21 protein-coding genes are annotated in these 20,787 nt (G+C 56.5%); 9 read left to right on the top strand and 12 right to left on the bottom strand.

Going from position 1 to position 20,787, the window contains the following annotated elements; all coding sequences use genetic code 11:
• Positions 1–1,041 (bottom strand): metal ABC transporter solute-binding protein, Zn/Mn family, encoded by a 1,041-nt coding sequence (locus DFT_RS01720; RefSeq protein WP_083453261.1) that lies wholly within the window; start codon positions 1,039–1,041, stop codon positions 1–3.
• Positions 1,042–1,295: 254 nt separating this feature from the next.
• Between DFT_RS01720 and DFT_RS01715 the strand changes: the two genes are divergently transcribed.
• Together DFT_RS01715 and DFT_RS01710 are read left to right on the top strand one after the other, a co-directional pair.
• Positions 1,296–1,862, top strand: coding sequence for a metal-dependent transcriptional regulator (locus tag DFT_RS01715; RefSeq protein WP_054029508.1), 567 nt, complete (start codon positions 1,296–1,298; stop codon positions 1,860–1,862).
• Between the two features lie 134 nt (positions 1,863–1,996).
• On the top strand, positions 1,997–2,332 hold the full coding sequence (locus DFT_RS01710) for a hypothetical protein (RefSeq protein ID WP_054029507.1): 336 nt from the start codon (positions 1,997–1,999) through the stop codon (positions 2,330–2,332).
• 217 nt (positions 2,333–2,549) lie between these two features.
• Here the strand turns inward: DFT_RS01710 and DFT_RS01705 are convergent, their stop codons facing one another.
• Positions 2,550–3,530: an endonuclease/exonuclease/phosphatase family protein gene (locus DFT_RS01705; RefSeq protein WP_054029506.1), complete on the bottom strand. Its 981-nt coding sequence runs from the start codon at positions 3,528–3,530 to the stop codon at positions 2,550–2,552.
• Positions 3,531–3,588: 58 nt separating this feature from the next.
• Here DFT_RS01705 and DFT_RS26920 point away from each other — a divergent pair, with 58 nt between their 5' ends.
• The 7 genes from DFT_RS26920 (at position 3,589) to DFT_RS01675 (ending at position 10,953) form a co-directional block, all read left to right on the top strand.
• Complete coding sequence (locus DFT_RS26920) at positions 3,589–3,714, top strand: hypothetical protein (RefSeq protein ID WP_268750660.1); 126 nt, start codon at positions 3,589–3,591, stop codon at positions 3,712–3,714.
• Between the two features lie 240 nt (positions 3,715–3,954).
• A complete protein-coding gene (locus tag DFT_RS01700; RefSeq protein ID WP_054029505.1) occupies positions 3,955–5,040 on the top strand; it encodes an LbtU family siderophore porin in 1,086 nt (361 codons plus the stop codon).
• Positions 5,041–5,358: 318 nt separating this feature from the next.
• Positions 5,359–6,285, top strand: a complete 927-nt coding sequence (locus DFT_RS01695) for a metal ABC transporter solute-binding protein, Zn/Mn family (RefSeq protein WP_054029504.1) — start codon at positions 5,359–5,361, stop codon at positions 6,283–6,285.
• A 10-nt stretch (positions 6,286–6,295) separates the two neighbouring features.
• The gene (locus tag DFT_RS01690; protein WP_054029503.1) at positions 6,296–7,072 is read left to right on the top strand and encodes a metal ABC transporter ATP-binding protein; all 777 of its coding nucleotides are present in this window, start codon (positions 6,296–6,298) and stop codon (positions 7,070–7,072) included.
• Between the two features lie 5 nt (positions 7,073–7,077).
• Positions 7,078–7,917: a metal ABC transporter permease gene (locus DFT_RS01685; protein WP_054029502.1), complete on the top strand. Its 840-nt coding sequence runs from the start codon at positions 7,078–7,080 to the stop codon at positions 7,915–7,917.
• A gap of 121 nt (positions 7,918–8,038) precedes the next feature.
• On the top strand, positions 8,039–9,133 hold the full coding sequence (locus DFT_RS01680; RefSeq protein WP_054029501.1) for a HAMP domain-containing protein: 1,095 nt from the start codon (positions 8,039–8,041) through the stop codon (positions 9,131–9,133).
• A gap of 26 nt (positions 9,134–9,159) precedes the next feature.
• Complete coding sequence (locus DFT_RS01675; protein WP_054029500.1) at positions 9,160–10,953, top strand: glycosyltransferase; 1,794 nt, start codon at positions 9,160–9,162, stop codon at positions 10,951–10,953.
• Positions 10,954–10,962: 9 nt separating this feature from the next.
• Here the strand turns inward: DFT_RS01675 and divK are convergent, their stop codons facing one another.
• The 10 genes from divK to hmcF form a co-directional block, all read right to left on the bottom strand.
• Positions 10,963–11,313: a DVU0259 family response regulator domain-containing protein gene (divK, locus tag DFT_RS01670; RefSeq protein ID WP_054029499.1), complete on the bottom strand. Its 351-nt coding sequence runs from the start codon at positions 11,311–11,313 to the stop codon at positions 10,963–10,965.
• Between the two features lie 17 nt (positions 11,314–11,330).
• On the bottom strand, positions 11,331–11,711 hold the full coding sequence (gene tmcA / locus DFT_RS01665; RefSeq protein ID WP_054029498.1) for an acidic tetraheme cytochrome c3 TmcA: 381 nt from the start codon (positions 11,709–11,711) through the stop codon (positions 11,331–11,333).
• A 70-nt stretch (positions 11,712–11,781) separates the two neighbouring features.
• A complete protein-coding gene (tmcB, locus tag DFT_RS01660; RefSeq protein WP_054029497.1) occupies positions 11,782–13,125 on the bottom strand; it encodes an electron transfer complex ferredoxin TmcB in 1,344 nt (447 codons plus the stop codon).
• Positions 13,126–13,176: 51 nt separating this feature from the next.
• Positions 13,177–13,836, bottom strand: a complete 660-nt coding sequence (gene tmcC / locus DFT_RS01655; protein WP_054029496.1) for a TmcC family electron transfer complex membrane anchor subunit — start codon at positions 13,834–13,836, stop codon at positions 13,177–13,179.
• 69 nt (positions 13,837–13,905) lie between these two features.
• Entirely contained in the window at positions 13,906–15,168 is a 1,263-nt protein-coding gene (tmcD, locus tag DFT_RS01650; RefSeq protein ID WP_054029495.1) for an electron transfer complex subunit TmcD, read from the bottom strand.
• A gap of 181 nt (positions 15,169–15,349) precedes the next feature.
• The gene (locus tag DFT_RS01645) at positions 15,350–17,299 is read right to left on the bottom strand and encodes a hybrid sensor histidine kinase/response regulator (protein WP_054029494.1); all 1,950 of its coding nucleotides are present in this window, start codon (positions 17,297–17,299) and stop codon (positions 15,350–15,352) included.
• Positions 17,300–17,348: 49 nt separating this feature from the next.
• On the bottom strand, positions 17,349–17,828 hold the full coding sequence (locus tag DFT_RS01640) for a response regulator (RefSeq protein WP_054029493.1): 480 nt from the start codon (positions 17,826–17,828) through the stop codon (positions 17,349–17,351).
• Positions 17,821–18,759 carry a universal stress protein gene (locus tag DFT_RS01635; RefSeq protein WP_054029492.1) on the bottom strand — a complete coding sequence of 313 codons (939 nt, stop codon included), beginning with the start codon at positions 18,757–18,759 and terminating at the stop codon, positions 17,821–17,823. Before DFT_RS01635 ends, DFT_RS01640 begins: the two co-directional genes overlap by 8 nt.
• Positions 18,760–18,762: 3 nt before the next feature.
• Complete coding sequence (locus tag DFT_RS01630) at positions 18,763–19,308, bottom strand: hypothetical protein (protein ID WP_054029491.1); 546 nt, start codon at positions 19,306–19,308, stop codon at positions 18,763–18,765.
• 63 nt (positions 19,309–19,371) lie between these two features.
• Positions 19,372–20,754, bottom strand: coding sequence for a sulfate respiration complex iron-sulfur protein HmcF (gene hmcF / locus DFT_RS01625; protein WP_054029490.1), 1,383 nt, complete (start codon positions 20,752–20,754; stop codon positions 19,372–19,374).
• Positions 20,755–20,787 lie beyond the last annotated feature (33 nt).

Raw genomic sequence — 20,787 nt, 5'->3', positions numbered from 1 at the left:
CTATTTCCGGATGGATACTTTAGTTTGATGCGCAAGACTGAGTTTGCCCTGCATTCCCCCGGCCGGTGCCCGGCCGCCCAGTGCCCGTGCAATCACCGTGGCGTTGTGATCGATCATCCCCATGTAGGTGCCCTCGTAAGTGCCGGCCGCGCCCATGGCGTCGGAAAACAGCTCCCCGCCGACGATGACCTGATGGCCGCGCGACGCGGCCCCTTCGATCAGCGCCCTGGCGTTCTTGTCGGACACGCTGGACTCCACGAATACCGCCGGCACGCGGCGGCTGACCAGCACGTCCACGATGCGGTTGATGTCTTTCAAGCCAGCCTCGGATTCCGTGGAGAGGCCTTGGATGCCCAACACCTCTATGCCGTATGCCCGCCCCAGATAGTTGAAGGCATCGTGGGCCGTCACCAGAATGCGCTGTTGTTCGGGAATCGAACCGATGACCCGGCGCACATAATCGTCCAGTTCCTGGAGCCGGATCTGGTATCGTTCGCCGTTACGCCTGTAAACATCGTCATTCACCGGGTCGAATGCAACCAGGGCGTCCACCACCACCTTCACGGCAAGGTTCCACCGGCTCACATCCATCCAGACATGCGGGTCGTGATGACCCGATTGGACATCACGAATCAGGTCGCCCACCTGGAGCAGCTCGGTCACGGCAATCACCGGCCGGCGGCGCGAGATCTTGACCAGAATATCGGTCATCTGTCCTTCGAGCAACAATCCGGCGTAAAAAATGATGTCCGACTTGATCAGCGCCGCCACGTCGCCGCGCGTGGGGTTGTATAAGTGGGGATCGACGCCGGCGCCGATGATCTGCGTCACCTCGGCCTTGTCGCCGGCCACCTGCCTCACGATGTCGGCCACCATGCCCACCGTGGCCAATGCCTTGTATGGGTAGCTTCCCTTGTATGCGTTGCCTGAAGCCGCCGCGGCCCAACCCAATATCAAAACAGCGGCGGCTGACACGATCCAACGGCATCGATGGCGTAAAGGCAAATCCATCCCCCTGGGTGCGCTCCACCTCTTCGACATGCGCAAGTTCCTCCGGCTGAAATTTTGCCAACGCATCATAAAGCAAGCCATCGATCGCATGCAATGAAAATAGCGGAATGATACAGCCGCAGACGTATTAAAACGGGGCATGGTGAATGCGTTCAGTTGAACGGTGGCAACATCCCGGGCCTTGTCACCGGGCCTTGTCAAAAGATGGCTTGACAATGAGTGCATCCTTCCATTATTAGAACCTTAAAATTTTATTTTGAAACCCTTTCGGAATAGGAGATACGATGGTATCCACCAAAAAAGAGAGTCTCGCGGATAAGCCGTTGACCTCTGTCATGGAGGATTACCTTGAGGCGATTTTCGATCTGGACAGGGAAAAAAAAGTCGTTCGCGTAAAGGATATCGCCAAACGGCTGGACGTTAAAATGCCAACCGTCTCCAGCATGCTCAAAACCCTGAAAAGCCGGGGTTTGGTCAGTTACGAAAAGTACGAATATGTGGAATTGACCAAGGATGGCGCAGATATCGGCAAGGAGATGAGGCGACGGCACGGGGTGCTGTTCAAATTCCTGACCGAAATTCTGAAAATCAAATCCAAGGTCGCCGACGAAGAGGCCTGTAAAATGGAGCATACCCTCAGCGAAGGCACCCTGGCCAGCCTGACCGACTTCATGGAGTTCATTCAGACATGCCCGCGGGCTGGGGAAAGCTGGCTTGAGCATTTCGAAGAGTATCGCCGGCATGGCCACAAACCTGAAAAATGCATTGAACGTTGCGACGTCTTTTCGATACCGTTGAAAGAAAAAGTCGATGCCATCAAAAACAGGTCATCACGCGGTCCGAAGAAATAGTAATCGACACTGCTCAACGCAACTTAGCGGCATAGAAGCAAAATATCCGCCGCCTTTGAAACAACCCTTTAAAGACGGCCATTTTTGTAAGATAGTTGTTAGAAGGATTAAACTTTAAAAGGATGGCAAAATATATGGGGCTGGATAAAAAGGACATCATCAACGCGATCGAGACCAGCGTCAAGGAGCTTCAGCAGGGCATCGACATGCATCGCTGTTTGGTAAGGTCCATTCTGGAAGGACAGATCGACGACCGTAATTTGAAACCCCTGTTCGATCTGTGTCCCAAGCGCTCCAGGGAGCTTCGCTTGGAAGAGGTCATCCATGAAGCCATCGAAGAAATAGAAGAGAGTCGCAAAGCCTTCAAATCCAAGCGCCTCGAGGCGTTGCGCAAGAAACTGCCCCAGACGCTGATCGAAAACAACGAGGGCGGCAGGGATGTCCTGCGGTTGCAACGAACATTAAGATAGAGAGGCCCTCTTGCGGTCTTTCGGTCGACCACCAGCACGAAAAAAGTGGAGTCGTAACTATAGGTATTCTGTCACACCTGGTTACCCCTTCACATCACTTCACACCAATGGGGCCGAAGGCTGCAGGCGTGTTTTTTGGGGTAGTCGGATAAAACACTGTGAAGATCCCTAATGGATTATCCTGTATTTGTCTATTCATATTCCGCCGCCTCTTTTCCTATCTCCAATTGATCTTCATCATCAGAGGCGCATGGTCGGACAGTTTGTCCCGGTCGTGAATGAACTGCGCTGTGATTTCGATCGCCAGACGATCGGCTCCGGAGCTCATGATGATATGATCGATGGCAAAGGGGTGTTTTGCATTGTGGGGATAAGGGTGCTTCCTGCCGGATCGTGCCCGTTCGAGATCGGCGATGGGATTGAATCGTTCGGTCCCTTCGCGGCAGTGCCACAATCCTGTGGCCGGCTGCTCCCATGTGCAGCATTCGCTGTCGTCCCAGGCCTCCCACACCGGGTCGCCCAATCCGTCCAACTGGCGATTCACATCCCCCAGAATGATAAACTCTTCACCGGCCGCCGCCCGGGCATCCATCCAGGCCTCGAGGCGCGGCACCTGTTCGGCCAACCGGCTGCACGGCGACTCATCACCACGATACTTCGGCTCGCCATAGGAGCAACCCGATTTTAAATGAACGGCCAAAAGATGCAGGCGTCTCCCCGGCTCATTGGTCGAGAACACAATGATATGCACGCCCCATCTTTCTGAGGGTTGGGTGGCCAGATAGCGAACATCTGGCTGCCGTTGGTATCGGAGGCCGAGCCTGGTCTGGAGGTCCTTACGGATGGCAAAACCGGTCCGTTGCATGCGGCGCCGGTCCCCTTCGCGGCATCGACCGAGTTCAACGGTGGGTCGCCCGGAAATTTCGATATGGTATTCGGACGGTGTGAATAGGCGCCTTGCGGCTGATAGATTTTCAACCTCCTGGAAAGCGATGATATCGGCGTTCAAATCGGCCGCGAACTTGTGGAGAGCCTGGTAGTCATGATTCTTTCGCGGCTTGCAGCCGGCGTCATCTTGCGCTGCAAGGTGTTCGATGTTCCAGGTGCATAGGGTGAGCGTTGGAACCGTGTCCCCCGGCAGTGGATGTACCACCACCAATCCGCAAAACCATAAAACTGTTGCATAGAAAAATTTCATCAGTACCTCCGGGCAAAGCATTCATTCGAATATCTGGCGCGGAACAGGCTATTGGAGAATGAATGAAAACTCAATTGAAAACCCTGCGCCGGATCCGGTTGCCAATGCGGCGACGGTCAAAACCGAGGATCTCTTTGCTTCTTGCAGTACCGATGAGGAGGAATCAAACGGGGCCGGTATTTAAAAAGTACTTGACTCTGCAATCCGTGCATGGAATATAGTGCATCCTAAGTTTGGATTGCCTAACTCAGTTGCGTTAGCCTTGCGGCCGATGACCTGAAAATGGTGCATGGGAAGCGAAGGTGCAGCGGCGCTTGAGATACATGATACGAGCGCCGTTGCGCCTTTTTTTTGTCCCACTGATAAGCGCACAAGGTTACCGGACCTAACATCATTGCTTTTATCGAAGAAGGAGGAGTGTACGATGAAGAAATGGGTAGTGTTGTTGACATGTTCGCTGTTGATGGGTTTGACGGCAGCGGCCCTGGCGCAGGACAACGCCAGTCTCGAAGAGCGTGTCCGGCTTCTGGAAAAAGCCATTGGCGGGACAGAAGCGGGCAACTCTTGGTGGGACCGCATTCAGGTCAGCGGCCTGGTGGAGGTCGAGGCCTATTACCAAGACGCCGACACGGCAGATGACAGCAGCGACGTGGACCTGGCCACCGTGGAACTGGCCGTGGATGCCCGCATCATCGACCATGTAGACGGCCATGTGCTGTTCAAGTGGGAAGACGATGATCTGTTCGTGGACGAGGGCTTCATCACCCTGACCGGTACCGACGCCTTTCCGGCCTACCTGATCGCCGGGCGGCAGTACCTGCCCTTCGGCCGGTTCGACACCCACTTCATCACCGACCCCAATACCCTGATCCTCGGGGAAACCAACGAGGGATCGCTGGTGGCCGGCTGCCGCATCGGCGGCGAACTGGTCGATCTCTCGGTGGGCGCCTTCAATGGGAAAATCGAGGAGGCGGGCGAAGACAACCACGTCGACGGCTTCGTGGCCGGCGTGACCGCCCAGCCCTTCGAGGGGTTGACGCTGGGGGCGTCGTATATCTCCAGCCTGGCCTCTTCGGACGCTTTCTCCGAAGTGATCACGGATCGGAACGGAGACGGCGACATCGATCCGGTCGAGGATTTTGTCGGCGGCTGGAGCGCCTTCGTCACTTTCGAATTCCTCGACCGCTTCCGGCTCATCGGCGAGTATGTGTCAGCCCTGGATGAATTCGAAGCAGGGGAAGTCTATATCGACACCGACCCTGATGACCGTAAGCCCGCAGCCTGGAACGCGGAATTCGGCGTCATGATCGTCGAGGATCTGGAACTGGCCGTGCGCTATGGCGGATCGGACGACGGGGCCGACTTCCTGCCCGAAAAACAATACGGCGCGGTGATCAACTGGGGCGTCTTCAGCTGCACCAACCTGGCTCTGGAATATCTGCACGACGAATACGAAGACGATGTGGAAGAGACCGATACGGTCACGGCCCAATTGGCCATCGAATTTTAAACTCAATGCCGTTGACTTAATGCGTTCGGCCTCCCTTCGGGCGGGCATACAGCCCGCCCCTACACCGCACGATTAGAACAACTGCCTGTATTGCCACTCAAATCTCGTAGGGGCGGGCTTTATGCCCGCCCGCAATATCCGCCCAAGTAAATGACATTGACTTTGAAGCCCATCGGTTGCATCTTCGAGGCCAATGCCCTATATTTGCACGGCGTGCATTGGCGGACAGGTGATCTGCCGATTTGAATCACACAAACCATCAGAATCGAACCGTCCCCGCAATCCGGTCTTTCCGGCCTCGGACAAAAGGTTGTCTTCATGCGTATAGCTATCAATTTACTATGGGCCGCTGTGATTCTACTGATGACATTAAAGGCCGGGTATGCATCTGATAAGATTGCGGTCTTTGTCAGCATCCTGCCCCAGAAATATTTTGTGGAACAAATCGGAAAGGATCGGGTCGAGGTCCAGGTCATGGTGCAGCCCGGCGCCAGCCCGCATGCCTATGAGCCAAAACCCACCCAGATGGCGGCCCTTTCCAAAGCCAGTATCTACTTTGCCGTGGGCGTGCCGTTTGAAAACGTCTGGTTGAAAAAATTCGCCGCCGCCAATCCTGAAATGGCTGTGGTTCATACCGATCAAGGCATCGAGAAGATATTTATGACCGGGCACCATCATGGAGAAGAAGATCATCACGAAGCGGCTGGGGCACACGGGCATTTCCCAAGCGAACACGATGCCAACCGGCAGGCCCATGCCGCCCCCGATCCACACATCTGGCTCTCGCCGCCCTTGGTGAAAATCCAGAGCCGCACGATCGCAGATGTCCTGCAGTCCGCCGATTCTGTCCATAAGGATTTTTACGAAGATCAGTTTCGGCGTTTTGCCGCCGAAATCGATCGTCTCGACGCCCACCTTAAAACCACCTTCGCCGGCAAGGCAGGTCTGCGATTCATGGTGTTTCACCCCTCCTGGGGCTACTTCGCGCACGCCTACGGACTCGAACAGATCGCCATCGAGATCGAAGGAAAAGACCCCAAGCCCGCTCAATTGAAGATGCTGATCGAAGAAGCCAGGAGAGATGAGATACGCGTGATCTTTGTTCAGCCTCAATTTTCCACAAAAAGCGCCGCGCTCGTGGCCGATTCGATTCGCGGCCGTGTCGCCTACGCCGACCCGCTGGCAGAAGATTGGCTGACCAATCTTTGCGATCTGGCCGACACCTTCAACGCGGCCCTAAGATAGGAATGCAACCGTGAACGATCCGATTGTCGAGATCCACGATGTCACTTTCGCTTACAACGGCGAAACGATTCTGGATTCGGTGAACCTGGCGATCCCATCAGGCGACTTCATGGCCATGATCGGTCCCAACGGCGGCGGCAAAACCACCCTGCTGCGATTGATTCTGGGTTTGCTGAATCCGCTCCGTGGCACCATTCGTGTCATGGGCCGATCCGCGCGGCAGGCTTCTTCGTCGGTGGGCTACGTTCCACAGAACGTACACATCAACAACAGTTTTCCCATTACCGCCATGGATGTCGTGTTGATGGCCAAACTCGGTCCAAAAACGAGATGGGCGCGCCGATCGGCCGCCGACCGCAAGGAAGCGCACGCCACTTTGGAAAAGATGGAGATGGCGGCCCATGCCGACAAAAAAATCGGAGAGTTGTCCGGCGGTCAACGCCAGCGGGTCTTCATCGCCCGGGCTTTGGTGACCCGACCCCGGCTGCTGCTGCTCGATGAACCCACGGCCGGCATCGACACCAAGGGACAGGCCGATTTCTACCGACTGCTCAAGGAATTGAATCGCGACATGACCATCGTAGTGGTCAGCCACGATCTGCTGGCCATCTCGCGTTATGTCAAATCGGTCGCCTGCGTGAACCGCCGCCTGCACTACCATGACCAGGCCGAGATCACCGGCGAAATGCTGGAAACCATGTATCCCTGCACAGCCGAAGAGGTGTGCCCAGTGGAACTGGTCGCCCACGGCCTACCCCACCGGGTTCTGATGGAGCACAAGGAATAACGGCGATGATCGAGGCCCTCGAATTTGACTTCATGCGCCACGCCCTCGCGGCCGGGCTACTGGCCAGCATCATCTGCGGCATCATGGGCACCCTGGTCGTGGTCAACCGCATCGTGTTTCTCTCGGGCGGGATCGCCCACGCCGCTTATGGCGGTATCGGCATGGCCTTTTTTTTCGGCTGGCCTTACCTGGTGGGCACCATCGGATTTTCATTCGCCGCCGCCATGGTCATGGCCGCCGTGACCCTTCGGGCCCGGCATCGCGCCGACACCATCATTGGCGTCATTTGGGCTCTGGGCATGGCAGTAGGCATCATCCTGCTCGATCTGACGCCGGGTTACCATGTGGACCTGATGAGCTATCTGTTCGGCAGCATCCTCACGGTTCCGGTTACGGACCTCTATATTATGACCGGGATGGGTCTATTCATCACGTTGGCGGTGATTTATTACTACAAGGATTTGCTGGCCATCAGCTATGATGAAGAGTTTGCCCAGATCCGGGGAGTACCTGTCAAAACGCTCTATTTCGGCATGATCGGGCTGCTGGCCGTCACCATCGTGCTGGTCATCCAGGTCGTGGGGTTGATCCTGGTCATCGCGCTGCTGACCATCCCGCCGTTCATCGTGGAAAAATACGCCAAATCCCTGCTCCAGATGATGGTCGCATCCAGCGTTCTCGGCGCCCTGTTCACCGTCTGCGGTCTCTGGCTCTCCTATCGGTACGACCTGACCTCGGGGGCCGCAATCATCCTGGTGTCGAGCCTCGCCTTTCTTATCTCGCTGATCTTCGACCGTCTGAAGCTCGGCATGGCGCCCAATCGAAAACCCGATTCGACCCGCTGAAGGCGGCCACGAGTTCTATAGTCGAGCCCGATTGGAAGTTGCGCATATGTCTGGATGGGTATATTAGTCTCGTCCCAATCAGGTCCCATCCAACCTGATTCGGACACCGGGAGAAAAAATCATGACCATTGCTCCTCGAATCCGTCTTCGCTTCGGCCCGAAGCTGTTCCTCAGCCATTTTCTGGCCGTGCTGTTCGTATCCGGCAGCATCGGTACCTTTTTTTATTTCAACGCCATCGAGAGTTTGATGCAGAGTCTGCGCTCACGCCTTCAAAACAGCGCGGCCCTGTTGAGCCAGAGCATTGACGCACGGGAGCTGGAGACCATCCGCACTGCCGCCGACATCGAATCGGCGCTTTACACCACCACCCTGGAAAAATTGCGCCGGTCGCGACGCGCCAACCCGGACATCGCCTTCCTCTTTATCATGCGCAAGGAGGCCGACCGCGTCGCATTCGTGATCGATTCCGACGAAACCGAAAACCAGGCCATGCCCGGCCGTGAATATCCCGAGCCACCCGACCTATTGCAGACCGGCTTCCACGTCCCCTCGGTGGACGACAAACCCTACCGGGACGAGTGGGGCGTCTTTCTTTCCGGGTATGCCCCGCTGCGTCATGGGGAAGGCCGCTACCTGGTGGGCATCGACATGCGGGCCGACGAGGTGGACAACAAGCTCGCCCAGCTCAGGCTGACCGGTTGGGTATCCCTGCTGGCCTCTTTGCTTCTGGCACTGTTGTTCGCCCTTTATCTCTCGCGGGGGTTGACCACCCGCATCAACACCTTGATCCGACGCTGCCAGCAGGTGGCCCTGGGATGTTTCAATGAAACAATCGAAATGCGGACCTACGACGAGTTTGACGATCTCATCGAAGCCTTCAATACCATGGGGGAAGAGTTGGAACGGACGCGCCGCAAGGCTGATGACGCCATGGTCGAGGTGCGTGACGCCCGCGACCACCTGGAGGTGCGCGTCCGCGAGCGGACGCAGGAACTGGAAACTGCATTGGAGAAGGTGCAGGTGCTCAGCGGATTGCTGCCGATCTGCTGCTCCTGTAAGAAAATCAGAAATGACGAGGGATATTGGCAGCAGGTGGAACAGTTCGTCTCCATGCACACCGGCGCGCGCTTTTCACACGGCCTGTGCCCGGAGTGTGCGGCAAAGATGTATAGCGATATCCTTCTTCAGAGGGAAAAAGCCCCAAATCAAAGGTGACGGTATTGCAGAAGGGACCGTAATATATGAAAATATCGGTATCCATGATTGCTTTGAATGAAAAAAATTTTATTGCCAGGGCATTGAGTTCGTGCACGTTTGCAGATGAAATCGTCGTTGTCGATGGCGGCAGTACGGACGGAACCGTTCAAATTCTCCAATCCCACAGCAAAGTGAAATTAATTCACCACCCTTGGGATAACCACTTTGGACGCCAGCGAGAGATTTCCCTTAGACACTGCTGTGGTGATTGGATTATTCGGCTGGATGCAGACGAGGCTTTTTCGATGGTTTTTGAAGAGCAGATCAGAAATCTCTTGGAGACGACGCCCGAGGATGTGGCGGCTTATCGGATAAAACAATGCAATCTAGTAGGCAGTGAAAAGTTCTATTCTAGAGCTTTTGACCAGCTGGAAACCTATCCAAGGATCTGGAAAAATCGAGCCGGTGTGCGTTGGGAACGATCTATCCATGAAAAATTGTCGGGTATCACCGGCCGAGTATTGGATTGGCCTGTGTATGTCGTGCATTATGGATTTCTGGACAAAACCACATTCTTAAACAAGGGCCTACGATATGCCAGGATACCAGGTAGCCAGGTGAACAAGCCCGAAGATCTGGTGTTCAGGAATTATGATTTTCAACCTGCCCCCAGAGAGGCTCAGGTAGGCCCTCACGTGATATCATATACAGTGAAAGGGCATGACGCGAGAAAGCCGCAAATTGCAATCGTCAGAGGGCCCCATCTCAACCGTTGGGAAATCCAGCTCTACCAACCTTTGCAGGATACATTTAATCTGGTGGTGTTCACTACTTGCATGCCGCCGCCGGGATGGACGGAAAAAGATATCCCAATTATCACGCTTCCAGAAGACAAAACCGTCCTTACAGCTATGAACGGGGTTGAGTTTGCTCTTTTTGATGCGGATATAATTTTCGTTTCCCAAATTTTATGGCCATATACATTCCAAGCTGTCAAAACCAAAGATAAATTCGAAAAAAAGATAATCGCCCTGCAATGGGATAGAAATGCGTTTGCACACGAAACAAATGAGGCCATCAAATATTTCAAACAAAGCAACAAGGAGCTGGTAGATGTCTTCATTGCCGACACGCCGTGTGCCAGAGATGCGCTGCTCATTGAAGGTGTGCCGTCTCATAAAATTGTCGTCATCCCGACAGGAATTGGTTTGTCTGAATGGACACCTGACGAAAAGACACGTAACTTCATCAGACGCCAATTAAGAATTAAGGAAACAGAGCGGGTCGTTTTGGTTTATAATGGCCATGGATTGACAGATGGCATAGACGAGATTGTACATGCCGCGAAATTGCTTGAGTCAAAAGGTGGTTTAGTTGCAGATAGCACTAAATATATCATTGCCAGTCAGGCGGATGACCAAAATCTTATAAAAAAAATAGAAGCATTGAATCTGAAGCAAAGATTTATTTACTGTTCCGATTACTCGCTTTTTGATCTTTTCAACTGTACAGATATCTTATTTTTGCCATGCCTTCCCGAGATGTCATGGCAAGAACCACCCCATATGCTTTTGAGAAAGGCACTGTCATTCGGGCTACCAATAATCGCGACCGCCATTGAAGGGATTCCTGATGAGGTAGGTGATGCAGCCATCCTGATTCCAAAAGACAATCCCGGAGCGCTCTGTGCCGCAATTTTAGAACTATTCCAAACTGACCAAAGAAGAACGCTTTGCAAGAAAGCAAGAAGCCGGGCAGAGACACAATTTTCTGCTGAACGGACAGTTCAGGCCCTGCGGAAACTGTTCGGAACGGTTTTTTCCTCAATACCCGAATAAGGAAGATTTTCAACCGATGGTCTTCTTGACGATACCGAGCACCTTGTCGGGATCAAAGGGTTTGGCCACGAAAGCGACGGCATCCTTGACGGCGTGATCGCCGTCGATCCCGCTGATCACGATAACCGGCGTGTCCCGCAATGCCTTGTCCTGCCTCAGCTTACGGTAAAAACGCGGCCCCCATTCCCCAGGCATTTCCAAATCCAGCGTGATCAAATCCGGCCGTTCGGCGTGCACCAGCTGCAACCCTTCCATGCTGCTGCTCGCCGTGCAGGTCACATAACCGTTATCTTCGAACAAGGCTTGCAGATACTTCACAATGACCGGGTCGTCATCGATGATCAATATTTTTTTCGGCATCTCTTGTCTCCCAGGAGCTAACGCACATGGCACTGTGCACAGGCAATGGGCCCCTTCTGCTCCGCCAGATGGCATCCCTTGCAATTGTTATGGAAAGCCTTGCGCAATCCGGGTTTGCGTCCGACGTCCTTGATTTCGTGGCAATCGGCACACGTCTGGTCTTCTGAGGATTCCCCCTCCAGCTTCTGGCCCGATTCATCATAGAGATGATGGCACTCGGCACAGTCGTCAAGCCCCGCCGTTTCATTGTGGACATCGTGCTCGAAAATGGCGGGCGGTCGCTGGGGCCGGTCAAAGACACCGTTGTCGACGAATGTCATATCCTCCTGGCCGGAAGCGGTGCACACCGCCAAGGCAATGGAGAGAATGGTCATCCCCCAAAAAAGCATTCTTTTCATTCGGTCCCATTCCTTCCTTCAGCACCCATGCCCAAGGGTAGCGACAGTGCCCTTGAGACCCGCCATCCGGCTATGGGCTTTCGGGCTTTTCCATGCACTCGTAGATTATATCGCCGAAGAACTTGATATCCAACCCGATCTCATAGTGATGAATGATGTCGTGCAATCCACTGTGGCAGTTGTGGCAGGGCGCGATCAGCGTCTGGGCGCCGCGGCTCTTGGCGTCAAAAAGCTGCTCGGCCTTGACCCGATTACCCGCCATCCGCTTGTTTTTGTAAGGCGGACCGCAATTGATCACACCGCCTCCCGCCGCGCAGCAGTAATTGTGCTCGCGGTTGGGATGCATCTCCACCAACTCCTCGCAAATCTGGGACACCACGTATCTTGCCATTTCGTGCAGCCCGCCGCCGCGCACGACATTGCAGGGGTCGTGCAAGGTAACCGGCTTGTCGTATTTGCGCGCAATGCGGATCCGGCCCGTCTTGAGAAGATCATGATAAAACTCGATGGCATGAACGATGGGAATCGGCGGCATGGCCCAGCCCAACCATCGGTTGCCCATGTCGTAGACGGATCGGAAGGCGTGGCCGCACTCGCCCATCACGATCTTTTTGACCTTGAGTCGCTCGGCGGCGTCGAAGTGGGCCCGCTTGACCCGGCCCATGATCTCGTTGTCGCCGCTGAACATGGCCATGTCGCTGTTGTCCCAGCCCATGCCGGCCGGCATGGTCCAATTCACGCCGGCGGTGTGCATGATCACGGCCGCCTGATAGATCAACTGGGCCTGGAACTTGGGTTCCGGCGCGATGACCGAATACATGATATCGGCGCCTTCCTTCTCGAGGGGAATGCGCAGCCCGGGGATCTCCTCACGCGCCTCATCTTCCTGCCACTGCAGGGTGTCGATCCACTCGTCGCCCTTGACCCACATCTGGTTCATGGTGGCCGCGTGGCTGTGGGCCGTGTCCTGAAGGTAGAGCGGCGTGACCCCCAGTTTGTGAATGATCCGACGAACCATGCTCATCATATAGGCGATGTCGATGCCAAACGGGCAGTATTGGACGCACCGCTTGCACAGGTTGCATTCGGTATGGGCGATCTGCGCGGCCCGCCGGATAAAATCGGCATCCACGCGACCTTTGGATTCAATCATGGGCCAGATCGTCTGCTTGACCTTGCCCACCGGGGAAAACCGGGGATCTTTGTCGTTCGACAGGTAAAAGTGGCATGCATCCGAGCAAAGTCCGCAGTGAATGCAGGTTTGGATATAGGCTTTGAAACGCGCACCGGTCTCCGCACCCAACACGCTGTTGATCACCGTCTGGATCCGTTCGGGAGTCAACCTGTGCACGCCGACTTCGATACCCTCGTCCAGCTCTTCGCCCTTGGCTGTATCTTTGTTCGTCTCGGCCATTCTTTTTCATTTCCCTGATCAGTTGGGTTACGGTACTTCCCGGCTTTCGGATCACCAGTCGCGGGCATGCCGGACACCGCCGAATTCAGAACCCATATAAGCCCGTGTCAGCCACCCCAGGAGCATATGCCCCAGGCGAGTAAACGGTAAAAGGGCCAACATCAATTCGCCGCTGAACATATGCAAAATGGTCATCCAGGCACCCTCGGTCCACTGGTGGTAGGCCACAAACCCGGTGATGAACGGTGCCGCGGTCAACGCCAGAATCAAATAATCCGAGACGTCCGTGACGAAGCGCACCTCCGGTTGCGTCCAGCGTCGCACTGCGAAAAAAACGCAGCACGCGATGACGATGGCGCACATGATGTCGGCCAGCACATCGGGCAATGCCCACCAGGTCAATCCCCAGGATTCATCCCAAAGGACGATGTGGGAAAGCAGAAAAATCGGCGTGATCAACAAACAGAGGTGGAACACGAACGTCACGACGGTCAGCACCGGCATGGTTCGCCAACGCACCGTGCCGAAAGGCGTGAGCCAGTGGACGATCGAACGAAGGCCGTATCGCCAGCTCATATACGATGAAATGAACGGTTCCCGGTTGCGGACCAGTATCAGCAACCGGATCAGGCGATAACACAACCCGCCCAGAAAAATGATAAAGGCCGCCCATGCCAATGGCCCGGCAACAAACTGATATAATGCATGCATCGGGATGGCTCTCCATTCATGCTGTGGTCAATTCGGCTTTTATCCTGTCCGTATCCCCTTTGAAAGGGCCTACTCCGCAATCTGATGGACGGCAATGACGCTTCGCCGGTAGATGCCCTTATCTAGGCTTCGGATCAACAACCGTGTGCCATCGGAACTGAAGCACGGTTCCCAAACCATGTCGCAGGCACTGGACCATAAGCGGTCGTTGACCGCAACGGTGTACCGACCGTCGATCTCCACCTTTACTGCGACGGCGTTTCCATCCGGAGAAAAGGCAGGCCGCCACGCCATGTCAAAAGCGTTCCGCCAGGCCCGGCCATCGACGGCCACATGCCATTTCGCCCCTTCCTTGGCCAGGGCCGCCACCCGTTGACCTTCAGGGCTGAATGTCAGGTCGGTGACCATGCTGCCGAACGTCAGCGGCCAGGCGGTGCCATCCACGGCAACTGTCCAGCGGCCGTACTTGGGGGCCACGATGGCGGCCAGACGGCTGCCATCGGCATTGAATTGCTGGCGCCATAGTTGCACGAAGGGCTGTGGCCAGATCGTTCGCCCGTCTTGCGCCATGACCCATTCTCCCTTGCTGCGCACCGGTGCCACGACGGCGCCACTGGTCGGATGGAAACAAGGCGCCCACACCGTCTGATAGACCTGGGGCCACAATTGCCCGTCAACGGCAATGGTGTAATCATAAAGATTGAGGCGCACCTCTGCAGCCACATGGCGCTCGTCGGGGCTGAACGCCACGTGCCACACATTGACGAACATCGGATCCCAGCTCTTGCCGTCCACGGCCACGCTGAAGGTACCCTCCTGGAAGGCATGCACCTGGCCGGAATCGACAGGCCTCACCTGTACGGCCGCAGCCGTGCTGCGTCCAGACGGACTCAAGGCGAAGTAGCCGATATCTGAAAAATCGGATTCCCAGGCCTTGCCGTCCACGGCCATGGCGTAACGGCCCGCCTGCTGAACGGCGACGGCCAGATGGGTGCCATCGGCGCTGGCCAAGGGGTGCCAGGCATAATCGTAACCCTCGGACCAAGCCTCTCCGGATACGGCAACCGTCCATTGGCCGCCGTCTGAGATCAAGGCATAGGGCCGGTTGTCCGGTGTGAATCTCAGGTGCCAGATCTTGTCGAAAGTCTCATCGGACCAGAGTTCACCGTTAATGCAGACATTGAACGCTTCGTCGACACGGACGATGGCCGCGACGGATTCACCGTCGGGGCTGGCGTAGGGTTCTTCCACCCATTCAAAGCGTTGGGACCAATCGGAAATATCAATCTCTTTATGACCGATATCCCAGTCCCAACTCTGGTTTGAAACCATTTGACCTCCTTGCCTGCTTCAAAGAGGGTGGGAACACCCGGTGGAAATTGCCGCTGACCTTGTCATGGAAACGGGTGGGCTGTAGGTTGAGCGGCGGTGAACGACGGTATAGGTATGGATATTTCCGACCAAAATATTGTGTTCAGGGTGGATCAACCAGGGATAGAAGTCAAGACCAAAATCACGTGTCGACGGCGCGGTTTTCCGGTCCGCGGGCCGGATCGATCCCTGCTGCGGTTACGGGCAGGCGGACCGAAAAGAGCGATCCGACGCCTGGAGTGGAGTCAACTTCGATGCGGCCTTCGTTTTTTTCTAGAATCTGCCGGGCAATGAACAGCCCCAACCCGCTCCCCCCATGTTTATGGCTGATGAAATGGGGCGTAAAAATGCGCTCTTGGGTGTCACGATCCATGCCCTGGCCGTTATCTCTGACTTGAAAGATGATAACCCCATTCTCGGATCGGACACGCATGTCGATGGTGTGCCGCTTGCCCGGGGTGCTGTCCGTCAGGCAGGCTTCGAGAGCGTTGTCCAATATGTTGGATAGGATGCTCTGCAGCATGGCCGGATCAACGCTGGCAGCCGAGAGCTCGTCGGAGACCGCCCAACGCCATCCGATCCCGTGCCGGGCGGCCTTGGGTTCGAACTGTTCGGCAAGCTCGCGCACAAACGAGGCCACATCCACCCGCTGCCATTTCAGGTCCTTCTCTTTAGCATAATAAAGGATATCCATCACCAGACTGCGAATACGGGCGATCATCTGGCGCACCGCATCCCACCCCTCGCGGATCGCATCCGGGTCCGCCTTGGAGATGCCGCGATCCATCATATAGATGCCCCCGTCCAGGCCGGTCAGCAACCCTTTGATCCCATGGGAAACCGACCCGATCATCAGTCCCAGTCCGGCGAGCTGCTCCTGCAGGTGCCGGATCTCGGTGACATTGGTGGACATCTCCATCACATGGGTGATGCAGCCGGCGCTGTCACTGATGGGTGCGGTCTGCACCAACATGCGCCGCGTACTTCCGTCGGGACCGGCCACGTCGATTTCCACCTGATGGGGCCGACCGTCCTCGAAAGTCCGGGCCACGGGGCAGTCTCCGCAGACCGCTTCTCTTTTACGATAAACCTCGTAGCAACGCGCCTGATCGCTACCTCCGAAATCTTCCCGGAAACGCCGGTTGGCCTCGGTGATGCGATAAAAGCGATCCTGGACCGTGATGTAGCAGGGGGCCTCATTGAACAGCAGCTGATAGCGATGGCGAGCCAGCTGCAGCTCATCCTGAAGACGCCGGATCTCGGTCACATCGGCGGCAATCTCCACCACCAGAGCAACCTGCCCCTGGGCGTTGCGGATAGGAGCAGTGTAGACGATGACAGGCGTTTCTGTACCGTCCGGAAAGCGGACTGTCGTGCCGATACGCTGACCGACGCCCGAGCGGAAGGTGGCCTCGGCTGGAGAGGGCGCCTGGGCCTTGTATATCTGCCCGCTGGCGTGGCCTTCCGGCGGTCCCCATTTGGCGATATAACGCTGGTTGGCCGCCACCACCTTAAATTCGGACGAATGAATGGAAACAAAGCAGGGCAGATCGTTGAAGCAGGCGATGCCGCTGTTCAGATCCCCGGCGATGTTCTGCATGGCCGCGGCCAGCCCTTCCAGGGCCTGCCCCACGGCCGCCGAGCGTTCGGCCGCCACAAGCCGTGCCGATTTTTCCTCGACCAGTCTTTCGAGGTTTTCCGTGTAGTCACGCAGCTGGCGACGCATGCGGATTCTCTCGTTGGCGCGCTTGAGTGCGATCTCCAAGGCATCGTCGTTGATCGGTTTGGTAACGAAATCGGTTGCTTCCAATTTTAGACACTGGATGGCCAGCTCCATATCCCCGTGTCCGGTGAGCATGATCACTTCGGTGTCGGGATCGTCCTGCTTGATCTTCTGCAGCAGTTCGATGCCGTCCATGACCGGCATCTTGATATCGGTGATCACGATGGGTGGGCGTTGGTCTCTAAAGAGCTGCAATCCGTGTCTGCCGTCGACGGCAGCAAGAATCTCGTAGCCCAGGTCGGCCAGGGCGATGCCCAGCACCTTGCGAATGCCCTCTTCGTCATCGACAAGCAGCAGCCGTCTATCCATTGTCGGTCCTCTGGGTCGACACGCCGGCGGTTTTGGGCGGCGTTGAAGGTCATACCGGATCGAGCGGCGGCCCTGAAAGGCCTCTCGATCGGGTGGCGAGCACTCTTCGGGCCAGGGTCAGCAACGCCTGGGGATCGGGCGGCTTTTCCATGTAGGCTTCAGGATCGGGAACAGGGGTTCGGGATTTCATATTGATCATGGCCAGGAAATGCCGGAAGGCCTTTTCATCCACCGCCGAAAGCATGATGACCGGAATGGCGGCCAGACGCGCATCGCTTTTCAGCGCTTTGTACATGGCCGCGCCGCCTTCGCCCGGCATCATCACATCCAGAACGATCAGATCGGGGTTGATGGACCCGGCCTTGGTCAATCCCTGGCGACCGTCCCGCACGGCCACGGCTTGAAAACCGCTGGTCTCGAACAACGTGGTCATGAAAAGGCGCATGTCCATTTCATCGTCCACGATCAAAACGGTCGGCAACTTGGTGTTAGCGTTCACCAAAGCGCGACGATCCTTCCGGTCATCCATGGCTCCCGGCCTCGTTTAAAGCCTTGTCAGGGTGATTGACCGAGGCCACCGGGCAAGCCGAACGCAGCACGACCTGTTCGACCGTACTGCCCAACAACGCCATCTCCGGGTCAGCCTCCCGGGTGTGATGGGCCATGACGATCAGATCGGCCTGGCGCTCGCGGGCCAATTTCAAGATCTCCACATAGGGTGCGCCTTCCCAAACCTGCACCGTGTATTTTGAAACCCCCTTCAGCAGGGGCAGGTAGTCGCTGTCCAACCTGGTGCGCGCAGCGGCGATGCGCGCCTCGATCTCCTGTTGGGCCTTGACCTGTCCGGCGGCGGTGGTCTCCAGATCCACGGCGTGAAAGATGTGCAGATCGGCGTCCACCTCTTTGGCAAGACGTGCGGCCCACAGGAAGGCCGCCTTGGAGGCCCTGGAAAAATCGATGCCCACGACGATGTTGGAGAACAGCTTCCAGCAGGTGGTGCAAGGTCGGCTGATGATCACCACTGGACAACGGGCGGCCTTGGCCACTTTCTGCATGGTGCTGCCCACTACGCTGCGGTAGCGGGAAGCGCCCACATCTTCGGGCCGGGTGTGGGCGCCCATAATGATCATGTCCACATCCTCCTCGCGCGCTTTGCGCAAAATTTCACGATGGGGGACGCCGACCGCCGCCTCCAAAACGACCCGATCGGCATCTTTAAGTAACTCGCCGTAGGTGTTGCGCATCTCTTCCTTGACCCACTCGAGGTAATCGGGATCCATCTGTTCGGGTTCGCCGGTACGCACGTCGGTGACGAAGGGGCTGAATCCGCGGGTGGGAATCCCCATCACGTGGAAAACGATGAGCTGGGCATCCCACTTCAGCTCAAGATCGAAGGCGACTTTGGCCGCGTTGTCGCAAACCGGAGAAGCGGTGGTTGCAAACAAGATCTTCTTAAACATGGCTCAGCTCCCTATCTTGCACTGCCGGGGCGTGCCGTGAAAGCTCAGTTCCCAGGCAATGCTGTCGATGAATTCGAAAAGGGTATAGGCCGTCTCGAATGTGAAAATATCCATCCGATCGCCGAAAACGACATGTCGCAACGGCCCCAGGCGCAGGGGCATATCCAGAAGAAAACTCAGATCCAGGGAGCGGATGTCTTCGGGTTGATCCGGTCGATCGGTCCGCACCCCATGCAGGCTGTTGTAGATGTCCAGGCGCGGTTTTCCGGGATAGCCGACCATCTCCACGGTCTTGGTCAGGGCCAGATGGTCGAAAGTCCCCCAGCGGCAGTCTTCCCCCGGGCACTCCTGTCCCTGGCGCATCAACAGGGGATAGAAGTCACCCATCCGCACCAGATCCGGATAGGCCCTTAACAGGTGAAAATAGCTGCGCAAGGTGCATCCGTCGTCCAGTTGCAGCTGGTGGCCCAGGCAACCCAGCGGATCTTGTACTCGAGTCAGAGCTTCGGTTCGCAGTCGCCCATCGGATTGCAGCACGACACGGTTCATCGCCAACACCTTGGCCAAAAAGGTTCCCGGCCATGCGCCATTTGCGCCGGGAAACCGTCCTCATCACTCTTCGGGCCGGAGGTGCTCCGGCACCACGACCATTTTGAGCAGCAGGGGCTTGAGAAACGACCAGCGGATGCCGATATGGTAGATCTCTTCCATATCCCGGATGGCATCCCAGCAATTGTGGCAAGGCGATATCACCAGTTTGGCGCCGGTGGCCAGAATCTGATCGCGCTTGACTTTCAGCCCCACATTGCGCGCATCCCGGTAACGCCCGATGCCGTTGAGCCCGCCGCCGCCGCCGCAGCAGAAATTGTGCTCCCCACAAGGGGCCATCTCGCGAAAATCCTCCGCGATATAACTCATGATCTCACGGGCGCAGCGCTTCAAGCCCGCATTGCGGATATAGTTGCACGAATCCTGGTAGGTGACCGGTTCCTTGATGCGCTTGGCCGGATCGATTTTCAATTTGCCGGTGCGCAGGGCTTCGGCCACCCATTCCACATAATGGAAGCTTTCGACGGGGGTCTGGCCGCTCTTCAGGCCCGCCCAATAGGGCCCTTCGATGACCGTGGCACGGTAGGCATGGCCGCACTCGGTCACCACCATGCGCTTGGGCTTCAGGCGATCCATGGCTGCGTATACGCTCTCCACCTGTTTCTTGCACGCCTCCCAGTCTCCGGCGAACATGGCCAGGCTGGTCTCTTCCCACCCTTCGCTGGGCACGGTCCAGTTCTCCCCGGCCAGGTGGAACAGGATGGCCGCTTCGGCCAGATCTTCGGGATAGTGCTTCACTTCGCGGGCGTTGACCGTGTAGATGATGTCGGCGTTGGGCTTGTCCACCGGAAACTCCAGGCCCGGCCAGTCCTCCTCGTACTCTTCGCACATCCAGCCGCAGGTCTCGACCCAATCTTCGGTGGTCACATCCATCTGGGCACGGTAGATACGATGCATACCGGAACCGATTTTCAGCTCCCAGGGAACGAAGCCCTGTGAAAAACAGAGACCTCGGACGTAGCCGAACATCACCCCCATATCGATGCCGAACGGGCAGTACAAGGCGCAACGGTTGCAGCAGGTGCATTTGGACCAGGCGGTATCCATGACATAGTGCATGAAGGCGTTGTCCACCTGCCCCTTGCGCCGCACCAGCTCACCCAGTGTCGACTGGATCTTGTAGGAGGGCACCTGTTGCGGATCGCGTCCGTTGGCCAGGTAGAAGAAGCAGCTGTCGGCACACATGCCGCAGCGGGCGCAGATCTCCAGCCAGGTGCGCAGCCGTGATTTGAGCGTCTTCTGGAGCGTGGTCCACAAGGCATCGCCGTTGACGTCGAGCTGCTTCATCTCTTCATAGTACTGCTTGCCGCTCTTATCGGCCAGCAGCGCCTGCAGCTGCTCCACCGTATCCACCGGTTTCTTGTTGCAAAGTATTCCTTCAGGCATGGGTAGTTCCTATTATCCGAATTATTCGCGCTA

Origin of the sequence: Desulfatitalea tepidiphila (assembly GCF_001293685.1) — a bacterium.
Taxonomy (GTDB): Bacteria; Desulfobacterota; Desulfobacteria; order Desulfobacterales; family Desulfosarcinaceae; genus Desulfatitalea; species Desulfatitalea tepidiphila.
Note: the sequence above shows the minus strand (reverse complement) of the source record. Positions and strands in the feature narration are given on the sequence as shown.

Bases quoted from the DNA above. Each gene is read 5' to 3' on its own strand.
- DFT_RS01630 (WP_054029491.1), bottom strand. From the start codon at position 19,308: ATGAACCGTGTCGTGCTGCAATCCGATGGGCGACTGCGAACCGAAGCT.
- DFT_RS01680 (WP_054029501.1), top strand. From the start codon at position 8,039: ATGACCATTGCTCCTCGAATCCGTCTTCGCTTCGGCCCGAAGCTGTTC.
- tmcD (WP_054029495.1), bottom strand. From the start codon at position 15,168: ATGGTTTCAAACCAGAGTTGGGACTGGGATATCGGTCATAAAGAGATT.
- DFT_RS01710 (WP_054029507.1), top strand. From the start codon at position 1,997: ATGGGGCTGGATAAAAAGGACATCATCAACGCGATCGAGACCAGCGTC.
- DFT_RS01715 (WP_054029508.1), top strand. From the start codon at position 1,296: ATGGTATCCACCAAAAAAGAGAGTCTCGCGGATAAGCCGTTGACCTCT.
- DFT_RS01720 (WP_083453261.1), bottom strand. From the start codon at position 1,041: ATGTCGAAGAGGTGGAGCGCACCCAGGGGGATGGATTTGCCTTTACGC.
- DFT_RS01640 (WP_054029493.1), bottom strand. From the start codon at position 17,828: ATGGATGACCGGAAGGATCGTCGCGCTTTGGTGAACGCTAACACCAAG.
- hmcF (WP_054029490.1), bottom strand. From the start codon at position 20,754: ATGCCTGAAGGAATACTTTGCAACAAGAAACCGGTGGATACGGTGGAG.
- DFT_RS01645 (WP_054029494.1), bottom strand. From the start codon at position 17,299: ATGGATAGACGGCTGCTGCTTGTCGATGACGAAGAGGGCATTCGCAAG.
- tmcA (WP_054029498.1), bottom strand. From the start codon at position 11,711: ATGAAAAGAATGCTTTTTTGGGGGATGACCATTCTCTCCATTGCCTTG.
- DFT_RS01685 (WP_054029502.1), top strand. From the start codon at position 7,078: ATGATCGAGGCCCTCGAATTTGACTTCATGCGCCACGCCCTCGCGGCC.
- DFT_RS01705 (WP_054029506.1), bottom strand. From the start codon at position 3,530: ATGAAATTTTTCTATGCAACAGTTTTATGGTTTTGCGGATTGGTGGTG.
- divK (WP_054029499.1), bottom strand. From the start codon at position 11,313: ATGCCGAAAAAAATATTGATCATCGATGACGACCCGGTCATTGTGAAG.
- DFT_RS01675 (WP_054029500.1), top strand. From the start codon at position 9,160: ATGAAAATATCGGTATCCATGATTGCTTTGAATGAAAAAAATTTTATT.
- DFT_RS01700 (WP_054029505.1), top strand. From the start codon at position 3,955: ATGAAGAAATGGGTAGTGTTGTTGACATGTTCGCTGTTGATGGGTTTG.
- DFT_RS26920 (WP_268750660.1), top strand. From the start codon at position 3,589: ATGAATGAAAACTCAATTGAAAACCCTGCGCCGGATCCGGTTGCCAAT.
- DFT_RS01695 (WP_054029504.1), top strand. From the start codon at position 5,359: ATGCGTATAGCTATCAATTTACTATGGGCCGCTGTGATTCTACTGATG.
- tmcC (WP_054029496.1), bottom strand. From the start codon at position 13,836: ATGCATGCATTATATCAGTTTGTTGCCGGGCCATTGGCATGGGCGGCC.
- tmcB (WP_054029497.1), bottom strand. From the start codon at position 13,125: ATGGCCGAGACGAACAAAGATACAGCCAAGGGCGAAGAGCTGGACGAG.
- DFT_RS01635 (WP_054029492.1), bottom strand. From the start codon at position 18,759: ATGTTTAAGAAGATCTTGTTTGCAACCACCGCTTCTCCGGTTTGCGAC.